Origin of the sequence: Pseudomonas sp. P39-UII1, from assembly GCF_039672635.1 — a bacterium.
Taxonomy (GTDB): domain Bacteria; phylum Pseudomonadota; class Gammaproteobacteria; order Pseudomonadales; family Pseudomonadaceae; genus Aquipseudomonas.
Genome location: NZ_JBDFPP010000007.1, coordinates 102,523 through 117,532 on the forward strand (window position 1 = coordinate 102,523; position 15,010 = coordinate 117,532).

Annotated in this window: 11 protein-coding genes and 1 pseudogene; 1 reads left to right on the forward strand and 11 read right to left on the reverse strand. The window is 65.9% G+C overall.

All coding sequences use genetic code 11. The features are described 5' to 3' along the window. Positions 1-55 precede the first annotated feature (55 nt). Genes ABEH27_RS11965 through ABEH27_RS11975 form a run of 3 tightly spaced genes read right to left on the reverse strand, consistent with a single transcriptional unit; the run spans position 56 to position 5,525 of the window. Positions 56-649, reverse strand: a complete 594-nt coding sequence (locus tag ABEH27_RS11965; protein WP_346613779.1) for a glutathione S-transferase — start codon at positions 647-649, stop codon at positions 56-58. Further along, a complete protein-coding gene (locus ABEH27_RS11970; protein WP_346613780.1) occupies positions 646-4,290 on the reverse strand; it encodes an AAA family ATPase in 3,645 nt (1,214 codons plus the stop codon). Before ABEH27_RS11970 ends, ABEH27_RS11965 begins: the two co-directional genes overlap by 4 nt. Beyond that, positions 4,287-5,525: an exonuclease SbcCD subunit D C-terminal domain-containing protein gene (locus ABEH27_RS11975; protein WP_346613781.1), complete on the reverse strand. Its 1,239-nt coding sequence runs from the start codon at positions 5,523-5,525 to the stop codon at positions 4,287-4,289. The genes ABEH27_RS11970 and ABEH27_RS11975 overlap by 4 nt, the downstream gene beginning before the upstream one ends. A 321-nt stretch (positions 5,526-5,846) precedes the next feature. Here ABEH27_RS11975 and ABEH27_RS11980 point away from each other — a divergent pair, with 321 nt between their 5' ends. Beyond that, positions 5,847-6,278, forward strand: coding sequence for a DUF2628 domain-containing protein (locus ABEH27_RS11980; protein ID WP_346613782.1), 432 nt, complete (start codon positions 5,847-5,849; stop codon positions 6,276-6,278). A gap of 395 nt (positions 6,279-6,673) precedes the next feature. On the opposite strand, the gene ABEH27_RS11985 is transcribed toward ABEH27_RS11980, so the two are convergent. The 8 genes and pseudogenes from ABEH27_RS11985 to ABEH27_RS12020 all read right to left on the reverse strand — a co-directional run bounded on the left by ABEH27_RS11985 (position 6,674) and on the right by ABEH27_RS12020 (position 14,774). Continuing rightward, positions 6,674-8,299, reverse strand: a complete 1,626-nt coding sequence (locus tag ABEH27_RS11985; protein ID WP_346613783.1) for a BatD family protein — start codon at positions 8,297-8,299, stop codon at positions 6,674-6,676. Further along, positions 8,296-10,017: a tetratricopeptide repeat protein gene (locus ABEH27_RS11990; protein WP_346613784.1), complete on the reverse strand. Its 1,722-nt coding sequence runs from the start codon at positions 10,015-10,017 to the stop codon at positions 8,296-8,298. The genes ABEH27_RS11985 and ABEH27_RS11990 overlap by 4 nt, the downstream gene beginning before the upstream one ends. Then, the gene (locus tag ABEH27_RS11995) at positions 10,014-11,090 is read right to left on the reverse strand and encodes a VWA domain-containing protein (protein WP_346613785.1); all 1,077 of its coding nucleotides are present in this window, start codon (positions 11,088-11,090) and stop codon (positions 10,014-10,016) included. The genes ABEH27_RS11990 and ABEH27_RS11995 overlap by 4 nt, the downstream gene beginning before the upstream one ends. After that, on the reverse strand, positions 11,083-11,577 hold the full coding sequence (locus ABEH27_RS12000; RefSeq protein WP_346613786.1) for a DUF4381 domain-containing protein: 495 nt from the start codon (positions 11,575-11,577) through the stop codon (positions 11,083-11,085). The genes ABEH27_RS11995 and ABEH27_RS12000 overlap by 8 nt, the downstream gene beginning before the upstream one ends. Next, on the reverse strand, positions 11,574-12,518 hold the full coding sequence (locus ABEH27_RS12005; RefSeq protein WP_346613787.1) for a DUF58 domain-containing protein: 945 nt from the start codon (positions 12,516-12,518) through the stop codon (positions 11,574-11,576). The genes ABEH27_RS12000 and ABEH27_RS12005 overlap by 4 nt, the downstream gene beginning before the upstream one ends. Before the next feature lie 4 nt (positions 12,519-12,522). Then, positions 12,523-13,482 (reverse strand): MoxR family ATPase, encoded by a 960-nt coding sequence (locus ABEH27_RS12010; protein ID WP_039601915.1) that lies wholly within the window; start codon positions 13,480-13,482, stop codon positions 12,523-12,525. A gap of 146 nt (positions 13,483-13,628) precedes the next feature. Further along, a pseudogene (locus tag ABEH27_RS12015) lies at positions 13,629-14,214 on the reverse strand (MFS transporter); the annotation flags it as partial. Positions 14,215-14,420: 206 nt separating this feature from the next. Next, the gene (locus ABEH27_RS12020; protein WP_346613788.1) at positions 14,421-14,774 is read right to left on the reverse strand and encodes a hypothetical protein; all 354 of its coding nucleotides are present in this window, start codon (positions 14,772-14,774) and stop codon (positions 14,421-14,423) included. Between the last annotated feature and the right edge of the window lie 236 nt (positions 14,775-15,010).

The following is a 15,010-nucleotide window of genomic DNA, read 5'->3' on the forward strand; positions in this document are numbered from 1 at the left end:
CCGCACCGCCGCTCTTACAGGTTCCGGGCCACAGTTACCGCGCCGAAGTTGATAGCTATTTTGCCATGACGGCTTTGAACAGCTCAGACGCCAGCCACCCCTCCAGCCAGCTCCGCACTCGCGGATAAGCCGCCTCGGCGAACCACTGCGGTTCGACCCCGGCAAACTGGCGCATCAGGGGCAGCAGCGCGGCGTCGGCCAGGCTCGGGTGATCGGCCAGCAGGTACGGCCGGCCCTCAAGCAGCTGTTCGAGCTCCGCCAGCCAGGTTTCTGCCTGCTGGCGGTAATGCTCGCGCGAATAGTCAGGGTAACGCTCGGCATATTTGTACAGGTTGACCTGCGCCTTGAACTCGCTGTCGTTGCGGGCAATCAACTGCTCGGCCTGTTGCGCGGCAGCGGGGTCCGCCTGCAGGCGCCAGTCCTGTGGGTCGTTGCGCGTCAGGGCCCAGCGCATGATGTCCAGGCTTTCTTCCAGCACACCGTTACCGGTATCCAGCACCGGTACCGTGCCCTTGGGCGACAAGGCCAGCAACTCGGCCGGCTTGTGCTTCATCGCCACCTCGCACACCTGCACTTCGCACCCGGCATAACGCAGGGCCAGGCGCGCGCGCATGGCCCAAGGGCAACGGCGGAACGAGTAAAGGATCACCCGCACACCTCCACATCACTCAGGCCATTGCCCTGGCGCCGTACCTGGATCTGCACCGGAATGCGCTCGTGCATCTCCTGCACGTGGGAAATCACCGCCACCTTGCGGCCCTGCGCCTGAAGCCCGTCGAGCGCATCCATGGCCAGCTGCAGCGACTCGGGGTCGAGGCTGCCGAAGCCTTCATCGATGAACAGCGACTCGATGCGCAGGGTGCTCGAGGCCATCGAGGCCAAGCCCAGGGCCAGGGCCAGCGACACCAGGAAGGTTTCACCGCCCGACAGCGAGTGCACCGAGCGCAGTTCGTCGCCCATTTCGGTGTCCAGCACCAGCAGCCCCAACGCGCTGCCACCGCGCTTGAGGCGGTAACGCCGCGCCAGTTGGCGCAGCTGGGCGTTGGCGTGGTGCAGCAGCAGGTCGAGGTTGTAGCCCTGGGCGATCTTGCGGAACACGTCGCCGGAGGCCGAGCCGATCAGCGTGCTCAGGCGCGCCCAGCGCTGCCACTGCTCGCGGGCCTGTTCGATTTCGGCGGCCAGGGCCTGGTGCGCCTGCTGGCGGCGTTGGTCATCGGCCTGTTGCGCGCGCAGTTCGGCGCACTGTTGTTCCTGAACGTTGAGGTGCTGCTGGAGTTCGGCCAGGGTCTGCTCCAGGTTGTCGGCGGGCAGCTCGCCTTGTGCCTGGGCGTTATGCTGCTGAAGACGCTGTTCACGCTCCTGCAGCAGCACGCGGCCTTGCTCGATGGCTTTCTCTGCGTGCTGCAGCTGCTGGCGCAGGGCGCCAAGTTGCGCATCGTCGATGGCCAGCAGGCGGTCGAGGCCGCTGTCATCCAGCTCGGGGTGCTCGCCGCGCCACTGAGCGATCGCGCCCTGCAACTGCTGACACTCCTGCTCCAGTGCCTGCTGCCGTTGGACATTGGCGTCAAGCTCGGCGGCCAGTTTCACGCCCTGGGTGCGCAAGTCCTGCAGGCGCTGCGTGGTGTCGGCGTCGGCCGCACGGGCTTGCTCCAGTTGTGCCTCCAGGTGGTGTTGCCAGGCTTCTGCACTGGCATGTTCGCCTAGCAGTTCGGCGAGTTTTGCCTGCGCCTGCTGACGCTGCTCGTCCAGGCTGGCCAGTGTCTGCTGCCACTGCTGCTGCGCCTGCAGGCGTGTCTGCTGCTGGTCGCGCAGCTTGTCCAGCTGTACCTGGCGGGCTTGCTGTTCTTCCTGCTCGTCCTTGCGCTGCTCCAGCTGTTGCAACCGCTGGGCGATCTGCTGATCGAGGCCGAGAAAAGCATTGGCCGGGTCGTCGCTCAAAGCCTTCAGGACATCATCCGGCAGCACACTGGCCAGGTCATTCAGGCCTTGCTGCAACTGCTGTTCGTCGTTGGCCAGCGCCTGGTGCTGGTGGTCCAGGTGGCGCTGGGCCTGCTGCTGCGCTTCTTGCGCTGCCTGCAGTTGCTGGTTGAGGCGGGCAGCATCCTTTTGCAAGGCGAGCAGGGCGCTCTGGCGTTTCTCGTCCTTGCCGATTTCATCGTCCAGGCGCTGCAGCTGGTTGGCCAGCCAGGCTGTGCGGGCCTTGTCGTCCTGGGGGGCGAGGGCGGGCCACAGGCTGTGTGCCTGCACCTGCGCAACCAATGGCTGCAGTTGCTCGCCCAGTTGCACCTGTTGCTGCTGGTAGTCCTTGAGCTGGGCGTTGACCACGCCAAGCTGGGTGCGCAGCTCCACCAGCTTGCCGTTGAGGGTTTCGACCTGCTTCTGCGCGGTGTCCTCTTCGGCCTGGTCATGCCGGCCCAGGCTTTGCAGCAGCGCCTCAGGCTGGTGGAATGGGTGTTCGGCGCTGCCACACACCGGGCAGGGCTCGCCGTCGCGCAACTGGCCGCGCAGCTCTTCGACACTGGTGTGGCGCGCCAGGCGCTGGCGCTCCAGTAGCTGGCGGGTGAGGGTGAGCGCCTGCTCGGCGGCCTCAAGCTCGGCCTTGGCTGCAGTGCCTTCGCTGATCAGTTGCTGGCGTTGCTGCATGGCCTGCTGCTGGCGCTCACGGATGGCTTCAAGGTGCTGACGCACTTCCAGCTCGCGGCCATGCAGGCGCGACAGTGCTTCGACGGCGCGCTGCTGTTTGCGATTGTCCTGAAGCATGCCGCCGAGCAGGTCGATCTGTTCGGCCAGCGCCTGCGGCTCGGCCTTGGCTTCACGGAACAGCAGCTCGTAATGCTCGCGCTGGGCCTGCAGCTGCGCATTGGCCTGGCTGGCCTGGGCCTGCAGGCCCGGCAGCTCTTCGCGGCCCTTGCTCAGCCGCCCGCCGATCAGCATCACTTGCTTGAGTTGCGGCAGGTAGGCCTGCCAGGCGTTGGCCAACCCGGCGAGGTGTTGGCTACCGGCCAGTGCCTCATCGATCTGCGCCAGTTGTTGCACGCTGCGCTGTTGGTTTTCTTCCAGCTGCTGCAGTTGCTGCTGCCCTTCGGCGACGTGCTGGTCGGCCTGCTGGCTGGCCGTGCGTTGCGCTGTCAGCTCATTGTCCAGCCGTGCCAGGCTGTCCTGCGCGGCAAACGCCTGGCGTAGGCGAGGGGTATTTTCGCTGTGCCGGGCCTGGTTGTCGGCGAGTGACTGGCGGGCTGCGACCAGCGCCTGTTGCAGTGCTGCTGTACGCGTCTGCAGCTCACCCTGCTGGCGCTGTTGCTCGGCGGTCTGCGCAGCCAGGGGCGCCAGTTGCGCGGTAAGGACCTGCTGGCGGTGAAACTGATGACGCTGGGGCGCCAGGCGCTCCAGGCGTTGCAGGTCGAGGCGTTGCTCGGCCAGCGCTTGCCAGCCGTGCTCGGCAGCCTGCAGGGCCGCGCCGGCTTCGCTGTGCTGGGCCTGCAGTTGCCGTTGTTCGTCGAGCCAGGTGCGCTGCTGCTCCAATTGGCGCAGGCGCGCCTGGTCGGCCTTGAACTGTTGCTGCGCCTGCTCCAGGCGCTGGTCGAGTTCGGCGCGGGCCTCGGCGACCATCGGCAGCAGGTGGCTGGCACGGTCTTTCAGGGCGTTGTGCGCTTCGCCGGTTTCCCGCGCTTTGCTGAAGGCGCGCTGGCCTAAGCGGGTGTAAATGGCGGTGTTGGTGAGCTTTTCCAGTAGCTCGCTGCGTTCTCTGTCGTCGGCCTTGAGGAAGGCACTGAACTCGCTCTGCGCCAGCATGACCGCGCGGGTAAACTGCTCGAAATTCAGGCCCAGGCGGGCTTCGATCAGCTGTTTGTATTCGTTCTTGCCGCTGCCCAGCACCTGCTCGCTGTCCAGGTCGTAGAGGCTTTGGCGGCTGAGCTGCAGCTTGCCGTTGGCTTTGTCGCGGGCACGGTTGGCTTCCCAGCGCGCGCGGTAGCGGTGGCCGTCGATGCCGATGAAGTCGACCTCGGCAAAGCCACTGCCGGTACCGCGGCGCAGCAGGTTGCGCGGGTCGGATGTGGGGATGTCGCCATCGGCGTCCGGCACCTTGGCTTCGCGGCCGATGGCGTTGAGCCGCGGCACGGTGCCGAACAGGGCCAGGCACAGCGCATCGAGCAGGGTGCTCTTGCCGGCACCGGTCGGCCCGGTGATGGCGAACAGCCCGGCACTGGCCAGGGGTTCGGTGGTGAAGTCGATGTCGACCGGGCCGGCCAGGGATGCCAGGTTCTTCAGGCGAATGGCGAGAATTTTCATGGCTGCTCCTCTTCCAGCTGAACGTCCTGCAGCAACAGGGCGAAGTCGGCCAGGGCCTGCTCGTCGACGGGGTTGCCGTAGGCCTGTTCCCAGGCGCGGCTGAACAGGTCCTGCGGGGTCATCTGCGACAGTTCGACGAACGCCAGCTCGCTTTCTTCGTCGTTACCACGGCCAGCATATTCGGCGCCGATGCGGATCAGCCGCACCGCTTTGCCGTCCAAGGCGCTTTCGATTTGCTGGCGCAGGTCGGGCTGCGGCTCGTCCAACAGCACGCGCACTTCGAGCCAGGGCTGGCGGTTGGGGTCTTCGAGCAGGTCGATTACCGGCAGCTCGGCAAGTTGCTCCAGCAGCTCGCCCAACGGCGCCGGGCCGATGCGCTGCAGGGCCACGGCGCGCGGCACCGGGCGCGCTTCGACGCTGACCAGCTCGGCGCCGTCCAGCTCGACTTCCAGCACCTGATGCGGGTAGTTGATTTCGGCGAACGACAGCGGGATCGGCGAGCCGCTGTAACGGATGCGGGTTTCGCGGTTGACCTTTTGCGGCTTGTGCAGGTGGCCCAGGGCCACGTAGCTGATGGCCTTGTCGAACAGCTTGGCCGGCAGCGCTTCGGCATTACCGATGATCAGGCTGCGCTCGGAGTCTTCGGACACCGAACCACCGGCCATGTGCGCGTGGCTGATGGCGACCAGGGCCTGGTCCTTCTTGCGCTTGTTCTGCGCGGCGGCGATCAGTTGCTGGTGCACCTGGGTGATGCCCTGCAGGTAGTCGTCCCCCAGCTGCGGGCCGGTTACCTCGGCCGGGCGCAGGAAGGGCAGGGCCAGGCACCAGGCCGCAACCTTGCCGCGGCCGTTGGTCAGCGGTATCAGCAGGCGCTCGGCGTCCAGCTGGCCCTCATCCAGCCAATGCACGCGCCCTAGCGCATGGGTGCGCAGGCGGCGCATCAGCGCCGCGGGCAGCTCGATGCGCGAGCCAGAGTCGTGGTTGCCGGCAATCATCACGATGTCCAGTTTCGGCTGTTGCTCGTGGGCCTTCACGATGAAGTCGTAGAGCCGCTCCTGGGCTTTGACCGGCGGGTTGACCGTGTCGAAGATATCGCCAGCGATCAGCAACGCGTCGGGCTGGCGAAGCTGCAGCTGGCCGAGCAGCCACTCAAGGAAGCAGGCATGTTCGAAGTCGCGTTCCTGGCCGTGCAGGCTTTGGCCCAGGTGCCAGTCGGAGGTGTGAAACAGACGCATGGATGACCTGTTGGTGTCGAGTCGGCAAGCCGGGGCTTGGCGTGGATGATGGGTGTTGCGCAGCCGGGTATGTTAACCCAAGCCAGGGCGCTAGGGCAGGTAAGCGCATGCGCCGGTAATTGGCATTACTGGGCTCGAACGGCGTTGGGTACGTTGTTGTTGGGTCTTGCAAATGTGCCTTCGCATTGAATCCACTTTGTGAGCTGATTCACATTCGACCTGGCTGCAAGACTTGCTCCCTGACCAACTGTGACCTACCCTTCCGAACCGGCCACAATCATGGCTATTAGACATCCACGGACGATATTTACGGAGCTCCCCATGGAAGGTATCCCACAAACCCAATCCACCTATGGCAACCTCAAGCCGAAATGGCAGGAGCGTTTTGCCTTCTTCGATCAGCACGGCGCGCCGACCTCCGAGTCTTACAAGGCCGCTTTCCGTGCCTTGCCTTTTCGCAAGAAGCTGCTGATCAACAATAACTTCATCGGCTTTTTCTTCGGCCCGATCTACTGGTTCGTGCTGGGCCTGTGGAAGAAGAACCTGGTCATGCTGGCGATCATGATTGCGCTTGGGTTGCTGCTGGGCGTTGTCGAGGCGGTGACGGGGAGCGAAATTCCACGGCCGGTGGATAACGGGCTCAGTATGGCGTTTGCGTTTCTCTACAGCTTTTTGAGCAATCGGGCTTATTACCTGAAGCAGACCAAAGGGCTCAATGGTTGGAACCCGTTTGAGGGGCAGCGGTTTATTTGAGCGTTTGATGAGGGCGGGCAGGGCCAGGCGGGCGGCGCATCGCGAAGCGCTTGCCTTGGGTTTTTTAGTGCCCTTGAGATCGAGCGCCGCCCGCGCGGCGCATCGCGGGCAAGCCCGCTCCTACATTTGTTGCAACGCGCCGTTCCAGCCAGGCCATGGTTGTTCGCCTTGGTGAATGGCTGAAGACAGGTGGGGCGGCGGCAGCGCCAGCCGAAAAATCGCGTCTTAAAAACAAGGCTGACAACTATGGCCTATCAGGCCATGGCACGTTGCAACAAATGTAGGAGCGGGCTTGCCCGCGATGCGCCGCGCGGGCGGCGCTCGATCTCACAGGCGCTTAAAGCCCCAAGCCATGCCCATCCCAACCCCAACCCCAAACCCCGACCCCCAAACCCTCACTTCGGATAAAGCGGCGGCAAGCTCCCCGGCTCACCCGAAGGCAACAACACCTGCTCCGCCGGTGGAATCGTGCCAATCGCCCGCCACAAATCCTCCCCCTGCCAATACTGCCCACTCTCGCTGTAAAGCGCCCCGTTCAACCCATCCAGCGCATCCGACAGCGGCACGAACCGGGCCGCCATCTCCGCCAGGGTCTCCGGCTGTTGCCGCGCCCAAGCGTCGAGCGCCTGGCGGGTGGCCTGTGGGTCGTTGGCCTGGCAGGCACGCTTGAGGTCGTCCAGCAGGGTGCGTGGGCTTGGGCCAGCCTGCGCGGCACGCAGCACGGCCGGTTGCGAGCGGGCGCGCCACCACAGGGCGAAGCCGAGCAGGGTGGTCAGGGCGAACACCAGCGTGGCGAGTTGCCAAGGCCAGAGCAGGCTGCTGCCGGTGCTGGTATCACCCACCGGGCTTTCGGCGCTCAAGGCCGGGTTGTCCTGCACGTCCAGGGTGCGTGCAGGCAGGCTTGAGTGCTCCAGGTGGTCTTCGCGGGTGTTCCACCAGGTCACTTCCAGTGCCGGCAGCGCCAGTTCGCCGCTGTGGGTCGGCACCAGCGCTTCGCGCTCCTCGCGGTTGGCGGTCATGCCGCGTTCGTTTATTTCGTTGCGCAGCAGCGGCTGGTCCGGGTAGCGGCGCAGGCCGACGATTTCAGTCGCCGGCAATTGCGGCAGTTGGGTACTCGACAGCCCCTCGGCGCGCAGGGTGATGCTGCGGGTCAGGGAGTCGCCAATCTGTGTCTGCTGGCTGCCAGGGTCGGGGTTCCAGTGTTCCTCCAGGCTCAGGCCCCGTGCGGGTAACCACGGCGCATTGGCAGGCCAGGCGGCGGGGATCGGGCGGACGGTCAGGCGCAGCGGCAGCGAGCTGACCTGCACCTGGCGGCCTGCCCGCGCGCTGGCGGCGGGCTGCTGGGCATTGTCGGCGGCGGTGGCGGTAAACGTGAGCGGTGGAATGTCCAGGTCGCCACTCTGTTGCGGGTAAAGTGCGTAACGGGTCTCGATCACGCCGTGACGTACGCCGTTGATTTCCTTTTCATAAGTGCGCGACTCACCCAGCGGCTCGACCTTGGCGTTTTCCAGCTGCAGCGGGCTGAGGCTGCTGTCGTCGTACAGCGATACCGAATGGTAGATGCGCAGGGTCAGCACGGCCTGGGCCTGAACGTACACCTCGTTGCTGTCCAGCGTGGCCTCGACGAACACCTGGGACGCCGTCTCCGGGCGGCTGGCGTCGGCCTGTAGCACCTGGAGGTCGATGGCCTGGCTGTGTGACTGGCCCAGTTGCAGTTCAGGGATACGCAGGCTGCCGCTGCGCCGAGGCAGCAGGGTGATGATCCAGCGGGTGCTGGCGCGGGTCTCGCCGTCGAGGGTGTGCAGGCTGTTCAGCTGGCGCGTGCCGCGTACTTCGAAGTCGCCATCGAGGGCGCGCAGGTCGGGCTTGCCGAATTGCGTCACATCCTGGCTTTCCAGGGTCAGCTCGAGGGTTTCGCCGGCCTCCAGGCGAGTGCGGTCGACGCTGGCCTGTAGGGTCGGGTCGGCCTGGGCGAGGAGGGCCCATAACAGGCAGAGCAGAAAGACGCCGAGGCGACTCATCGTGGGGTTTCCTGATGCAATTGCTGTTCATACCAGAATTTACGGCGCAGCAGCTCTGCCGGGTTGTCCGGGATCTCCCGCAGCCATTGTTCAAGCGCCTGGCGTTGTTCGGCGTCCAGGCTGGTCGAGACGGGCCTTTGTGGGGGCTGGGTGACGCCGTCGTCGTCACCGCCCTGGTTACCGGGGTTGGCCTGGGTATTGGTGTTGCTGCCTTCGCCGGGTTGTTCGGCGTTGGCCTGTTCTTCGCTGCCAGGTGTGCCTTGCGCCGGGCTGCTGGCCGAACTGCTGTTGCCTTCGGTCTCGCTGCCGGGCGAGCCTTGGGCATCGTCCTTGGCCGGTTGTTCCTCGGCCTGGGCTTCGCGTTGCTGCAACAGTTGCTGGATCAGCGCCTGGTTGTCCAGCGCCGGCTTGAAATCGGGCTGGCGCTCCAGGGCTTGTTCATAGGCGTCCAGCGCGGCCTCCAGCTCGCCGCTGCGGGCCAGGGCGTTGCCTCGATTGTAGTGGGCTGCAGGCGTATTGCCCTGGGCGAAGGCCTTGGCGGCCGCGGCGTAGTCGCCAGCCTGATACAGGGCCATGCCGCGCCATTGCGGGTCCTGGAAGTGGCGGGCGGCATCCGCGGGCCGTTTTTGATCCAGCAGGCGTTGGCCCTGCTGGTCGGGGCGCAACCACAGGTCGTTGAACTCGAAGGCCTGGCTCGGTTGTGGCAGGGCAAGCAGCAGCGGCAGGCAGAACAGCCAGCCGCGGCGGCCGGCACAGGCCGCCAACAGCAGCAAGGGAATCAGCAACCAATAGCCTTGGTCGGCCCAGCTGTCGAGCTGCACGTTCTGCCCGTCGTTGCGCAGGATGCGCGGGTTGTCGAACAGGCCGAGGCCGCGCAGGTCGAGGTCGTCGATGCGCGCATGGCGGTAACGCCCACCCGTGCCGTTGATGAAGGCCTTGAGCCCGGGGCTGTCCAGGTGCGGCACCAGGATGCCGCCCTGGTCGTCCTTGAGGAACTCGCCATTGGCCTGGCGCACCGGCGCCCCGTCCCGGGTGCCAATGCCCAGCATCAGCAGGCTGGGGCCTTGGCGGCCAAGGGCCTGGACGATGCCCTGGCGTTCCGGCGCACTCAGCGTCGAGCCAATCAGCAGCAAACGGCCCTGGCCCAGGCCGCTTTGCGCCAGCAAGGCCAGGCCTTTCTGTACGGCAAGGTCGGCGCGCTGGCCGGGTTGCGGCATGATCGACGGGTCGATCGCCTCGAGCAGGTTGCGCGTGGTGCCCAGGTCATCCGACAGCGGCACCAGGGTGTGTGCACTACCCGCGTAGACGATCAGTGCGGTCTGGCTGTCGCGGCGGTGTTCGAGCAGGTCGAGGACTTTGCGCCGGGCCTGCTGCAGGCGGTTGGGCGGGGTGTCCTCGGCAAGCATCTGCGGGGTCAGTTCGAGCAGGATCACCAGCGGGTCGGCCGGGCGCTGGCGGGTTTCTTCCAGGCGCTGCCAGCTTGGCCCGAGCAGGGCCAGCACGACCAACAGCCAGGCGAGGCCCAGGGCGACCCAGGGCAGTTTACTGTTGCTGCCGCTGCCGCCACCCAGCAGCACCGGGTGGAAGGCTTTCGGCAGGATCATCTGCCAGCGCCCGGCGCGCTTGCGTCGGTGCCACAGCTTGAACAGCAGCCAGCCAAGCAGCGGCACGACCAGCAGCCACAGGGGGCGTAACCATTGCGGCCACAGGTCGATCATCGCCGCTTCCTCAGGCGCAGCCGTTTCAGGCGCTCACGCCATTCCGGGTGGGGCTGCAGGAAGCGCGGTTTGCGCATCACCCGTTGCAGCAGGTTGTCTGGCCATTGCACCGCTACCACCAGCAGCACGCTGAGCAGCAAGGCCAGGGCCAATGGCCAGGCATACAAGGCCTTGGCCGTACGCGCCTGGGTCGGTTGCTGGGCGACGGGCTCCAGCTCGTCGAGGGTATCGCCGATGGCGTCCAGTTCAGCCCCGTCATGGGCGCGGAAATAGGCCCCGCGGGTCAGCTCGGCGATTTCCTTGAGCGAGGCTTCGTCGAGGTCCAGGCTCGGGTTCAGGCCCAGCAGCCCGGGCGTGCCGCTGGCCTCGGGGTTGGCACCGATGCCAATGGTGTAGATGCGCACGCCTTCCTGGGCGGCCAGGCGGGCGGCGGTCGAGGGGTGGATCTGCCCCCCATTGTTGGCGCCATCGGTGATCAGCACCAGCACCCGGCTTTGCGCGGGGCGCTGGCGCAAGCGCTTGACCGCCAGGCCGATGGCGTCGCCGATGGCGGTGTTCTTGCCGGCGATGCCGATCTGCGCCTCGTCGAGGAAGGTGCGCACGGTGCGCCGGTCGAAGGTCAGCGGTGCCTGCAGGTAGGCCTGGCTGCCGAACAGGATCAGGCCGACGCGGTCGCCCTCGCGGTCCTGCAGGAAGTCGCCCATCAACGCCTTGACCAGGTCGAGGCGGCTGATTTCGTCGTTTTTCCACTGCATGTCGGGGAAGTCCATGGAGCCGGACACATCCACCGCCACCAGCAGGTCGCGGCCACTGGCGGCTACCGGTACCGGGTCGCCCAGCCATTGCGGGCGGGCGGCGGCGAGCAGCAGCAACAGCCAGATCACCACAAAGGGCGCCTGCTGGCGCCAGGTCGGCAGGTTCAGGCGCGCACGCCGGCCGGCCAGGCCCTCCAGCTCGTCGAGGAAGCCTACCTTGAGCACCGGCTCGCCGCTGTCGGCGGCGGGCAGCACCAGGCGTGCCAGCCACGGCAGCGGCAGCATCACGAAGATCCACGGCCAGGCCAGCTCAAACATGTTTGCGGATCCAGGTTTCGACGGCCTGGCTGAGCCCGACGATGGCTTTGTCGTCGAGTTTGCACTCAGGCTTGTAGGCACCTTCGACCAGCACCATCCAGCGGGTCAGGCCGGCGGCCGGGCAGCGGTTGTCGAGAAACGCCAGCCACTGGCGGCCGTTGAGGGTATGGCTATTGGCGCCGGGGTAGTGGTTGCGGCACAGGCGTTTGAGCAAGGCGTTTATCTGCTGCAACCAGGCGCCGGCCGGCGCGCCGTCGTAGGGGCGCGGCAGGCGTGCGAGTTCGGCCAGGGCCTCTAGGCGTACTGGGTCGAGCGGCTGCTCGGCACGTACCACCCGGCGCTTGCCCGGGCGCCAGCGCCGCAGCCGCCACAGGCCCCAGGCCAGCAGCGGCAGCAGGGCGAGCAGCAGCCACCAGCCCGGTGCCGGTGGCCACAGGCCGATCGCTGGCGGGGCGATCAGCGGTTGCAGCTGATCCAGCGGATTCATTTGCTGCTCCCAGGGCGCTGGGCGTTCAGGTATTCGCGCAGCTGTTCGATCATTTCGCTTTGGGTGCTCAGCGGCATTAGCACCACGCGCAGCTTTTGCGCCATCAGGTCCCAACGCTCGATACGCGCTTCGGCCTGCTGACGGTAAGCCCGGCGCAGGTTGGCGTCCAGCGTGTCGAGCTCCAGCTGCGCGCCGCGCTGGGCGAAGCGCAGCAGGCCGGCAGCGGGCAGCGCATGGTCGAGCGGGTCGGAGACCGGCATCAGCAGCAGGTCGCAATGGCGCGAGAGCATGGCCAAGTGCTGTTCGGCCTGGGGGCTGAGCGAGCGTTCGTCGCAAATGACGATGGCCAGGCTGCCGGGGCGCAGCACTTCACGGGCGCGGCGCAGGGCCAGACCGAGGCTGTCGGCCTGGGGCACCGCTTCGGTGTGCAGCGCCTGATTGACCTTGGCCAAGCGGTTGAGCAACTGCAGCAGGCTCTGCTTGCTGCGGCGCGGCTTGATTTCGTGGTGTTCGTTGTCGCCAAACACCAGCCCGCCGATGCGGTCGTTGTGGCCCAGCGCCGCCCAGCCGAACAGCGCGGCGGCCTGCGCCGCGAGTACCGACTTGAACATCAGCCCCGAGCCGAAAAACAGGCGCTGGCTTTGCTCGACGAGGATGAAGATCGGCCGTTCACGCTCTTCATGGAACAGCTTGGTATGCGGCTCCTGGGTGCGGGCGGTGACGCGCCAGTCGATGTTGCGCACATCGTCGCCGGCCTGGTAGACGCGCACCTGGTCGAAGTCCACACCGCGGCCGCGCAGCTTGGAATGGTGCAGGCCGACCAGCGGGCTGCGCTGGCCGGGCCGGGAGAATAGCTGGATTTCGCGCACGCGGTGGCGCATGTCGATCAGCTCGGCGAGGCCGATGCGGATGCCGGGTTCGGCCTGCAGCGCAGTGGGCATGGGCTCAGGCAACGGCGACGACGTCGAGGATGCGCTGAACCACGCGGTCCTGGTCGACCCCCGCCGCCTCCGCTTCGAACGATAGGATGATGCGGTGGCGCAACACGTCGAACAGCACTGCCTGGATATCCTCGGGGCTGACGAAGTCGCGCCCGGCCAGCCAGGCATGGGCCCGGGCGCAGCGGTCCAGGGCAATGGAGCCTCGTGGGCTGGCACCGTAGGCGATCCAGTCGGCCAGTTCGGTATCGAACTTGGCCGGGGTGCGGGTGGCCATGACCAGTTGCACCAGGTATTCCTCTACGGCGTCGGCCATGTACAGGCCGAGAATTTCCTTGCGCGCGGCAAAGATCGCTTGCTGGCTGACCCGCCGCTCGGGCTTGACCTCACCGCCCAGGGCTTCGCCGCGGGCTTGGGCAAGAATACGCCGCTCCACGGCGGCATCGGGGAAGCCGATTTTCACGTGCATGAGAAAGCGGTCGAGCTGGGCTTCGGGCAGCGGGTAGGTGCCTTCCTGCTCGATCGGGTTCTGCGTGGCCATGACCAGAAACAGGGGCGACAGGTCATAGGTGCTGCGGCCCACACTGACCTGGCGCTCGGCCATGGCCTCGAGCAGGGCAGACTGCACCTTGGCGGGCGCGCGGTTGATTTCGTCGGCCAGCACCAGGTTGTGGAAGATCGGCCCCTGCTGGAACACGAAGCTGCCGGTTTCCGGGCGATAGATTTCAGTGCCGGTGATGTCGGCCGGCAGCAGGTCGGGGGTGAACTGGATGCGATGGAACTGCGCTTCCACCCCCTCGGCAAGCTCTTTGATGGCCTTGGTCTTGGCCAGGCCCGGCGCGCCCTCGACCAGCATGTGGCCGTCAGCCAGAAGCACGATCAGCAGACGCTCGACCAGCTTCTCCTGGCCTAGGATCTGGGAGGAAAGAAAAGTGCGTAGCGCGATCAGCGCTTCACGGTGTTCCATCGGCGACGGTTCCTGGAAGAGCGCCAGGGCGTGCGTTGTGGGCAACCGACCTGGCAGGGGGGGATACTTTAATCTATCCGCGGTGCCGCGTCGAAATCTGCGCTTGGGTGCAACGCCGTTGCAGATCTCGCGCGATGCTCATAGGGTCAGTTTTTCGAACTGGAATGTTTGCGACCCTGGTCGCACAGGGCAAACACTACAACCAGCACCCCGGCTATCGCCAGGATCAACGCCACGCCATCGGTGGAGTGCGTCGCCGAACCCGCCACCGGCGACTGCCGTACCAATCTCGCGCCCGGTACCAAAGCCCGACGAGCGTGTCTGGGTCGGGAACTGGCGGCTGAGGAACGAGCCCTGCGGGGCGAACATCATCGGCGCAAGGATGCCGGTGCCGATGGCGATGGCCACGTAGATCAGCATCGGCTCACCGGTGCTCAGCAATTGCAGGAATGGGTAGGCGAACAGCACCGACAATGCGCCGCCGAGCATCAGCACGGTCTTGCTGCTCCAGCGGTCGCACAGCCAGCCGAAAAACGGCACGGCGAAAATCGCTACCAGGCTGGCGATGGTCACCGACAGCGACGTGACATGCGCTTCGACGCCCTTGAACTGGGTCAGGTAGGCCAGCGAGAACGTCTTGAAGATGTAGCTCAGGGCGTTGTAGCCGATGGCCACGAAGAACACCACGGCCAGGCCCTTCAGGTCATTGCGCAGCAACAGCTTCAGCGGCGACACCTGCGGTTTGTCACCCGGTGCCATCCACCGCGGCGCCTGCTTCGCGGCTGAAGCCGCTCCCACAGGGTATGCGGCGCGCTCGCGGGCCTTGTTCTCTGCGCGACAGCGCAGCCCGAACGGCTGGGTAATCTCCCACAGGGCTGAGCAGCGCCGCAGTCATTGTGGGAGCCGGCTTGCCGGCGATGAGGCCGGAACTGACCACCTCAAAGTTCGTTGACGAAGGTGCCGGTGCCTTTGAGGATGTTCTCCAGGGTCAGCGCAACTTCTTCCAGGTCAGTCCCCGCCGAAGTCAGCACGATCTCCAGCGCCTCATCCCCCTTCAACGCATCGCGGTCGCCCGCCGCCACTTCTATCAGCAAACGCTGGGCACTGAGGGTTACCTTCAACCCATCCAGTGTCGACGGCTCATCGTCCAGGGTCAGGTCGACGGTGTCTTCATCCGGGTAGCGGGTCAGCAAGAACATCTGCCCCTTGTCGCTGTGGCAGCACAGGGTCGCCATGTTGTCTTCCTCGTCATCGCAAGGGGTGGCGAACAGCAGGGCAGTGGTGATTTGCATGGAAGCGACTCGGGTCAATGGAAACGAAAGTGAATTCTGACAGCCTTGCGTGCATCCATAAACGTAAAGTTACCCCCCCTTGACCGAAATTGTCGCAGCGCTGCAAGCGGCGATGACCGATCAGTCGTTAAGCTTCCGCGAGCCCTGAACATATGCGTCCGGCTTGCCACGGGTTGGCTATCGTTGATCCGTAACCGTCGGACGCACGCGACGCTTCAATTATTACAAAGCCCAAG

What these genes read in the sequence shown, in the direction of transcription:
- ABEH27_RS11970 (WP_346613780.1), bottom strand. Translation starts at nt 4,290, where the DNA reads ATGAAAATTCTCGCCATTCGCCTGAAGAACCTGGCATCCCTGGCCGGC.
- ABEH27_RS11975 (WP_346613781.1), bottom strand. Translation starts at nt 5,525, where the DNA reads ATGCGTCTGTTTCACACCTCCGACTGGCACCTGGGCCAAAGCCTGCAC.
- ABEH27_RS11980 (WP_346613782.1), top strand. Translation starts at nt 5,847, where the DNA reads ATGGAAGGTATCCCACAAACCCAATCCACCTATGGCAACCTCAAGCCG.
- ABEH27_RS11985 (WP_346613783.1), bottom strand. Translation starts at nt 8,299, where the DNA reads ATGAGTCGCCTCGGCGTCTTTCTGCTCTGCCTGTTATGGGCCCTCCTC.
- ABEH27_RS11990 (WP_346613784.1), bottom strand. Translation starts at nt 10,017, where the DNA reads ATGATCGACCTGTGGCCGCAATGGTTACGCCCCCTGTGGCTGCTGGTC.
- ABEH27_RS11995 (WP_346613785.1), bottom strand. Translation starts at nt 11,090, where the DNA reads ATGTTTGAGCTGGCCTGGCCGTGGATCTTCGTGATGCTGCCGCTGCCG.
- ABEH27_RS12000 (WP_346613786.1), bottom strand. Translation starts at nt 11,577, where the DNA reads ATGAATCCGCTGGATCAGCTGCAACCGCTGATCGCCCCGCCAGCGATC.
- ABEH27_RS12005 (WP_346613787.1), bottom strand. Translation starts at nt 12,518, where the DNA reads ATGCCCACTGCGCTGCAGGCCGAACCCGGCATCCGCATCGGCCTCGCC.
- ABEH27_RS12010 (WP_039601915.1), bottom strand. Translation starts at nt 13,482, where the DNA reads ATGGAACACCGTGAAGCGCTGATCGCGCTACGCACTTTTCTTTCCTCC.
- ABEH27_RS12020 (WP_346613788.1), bottom strand. Translation starts at nt 14,774, where the DNA reads ATGCAAATCACCACTGCCCTGCTGTTCGCCACCCCTTGCGATGACGAG.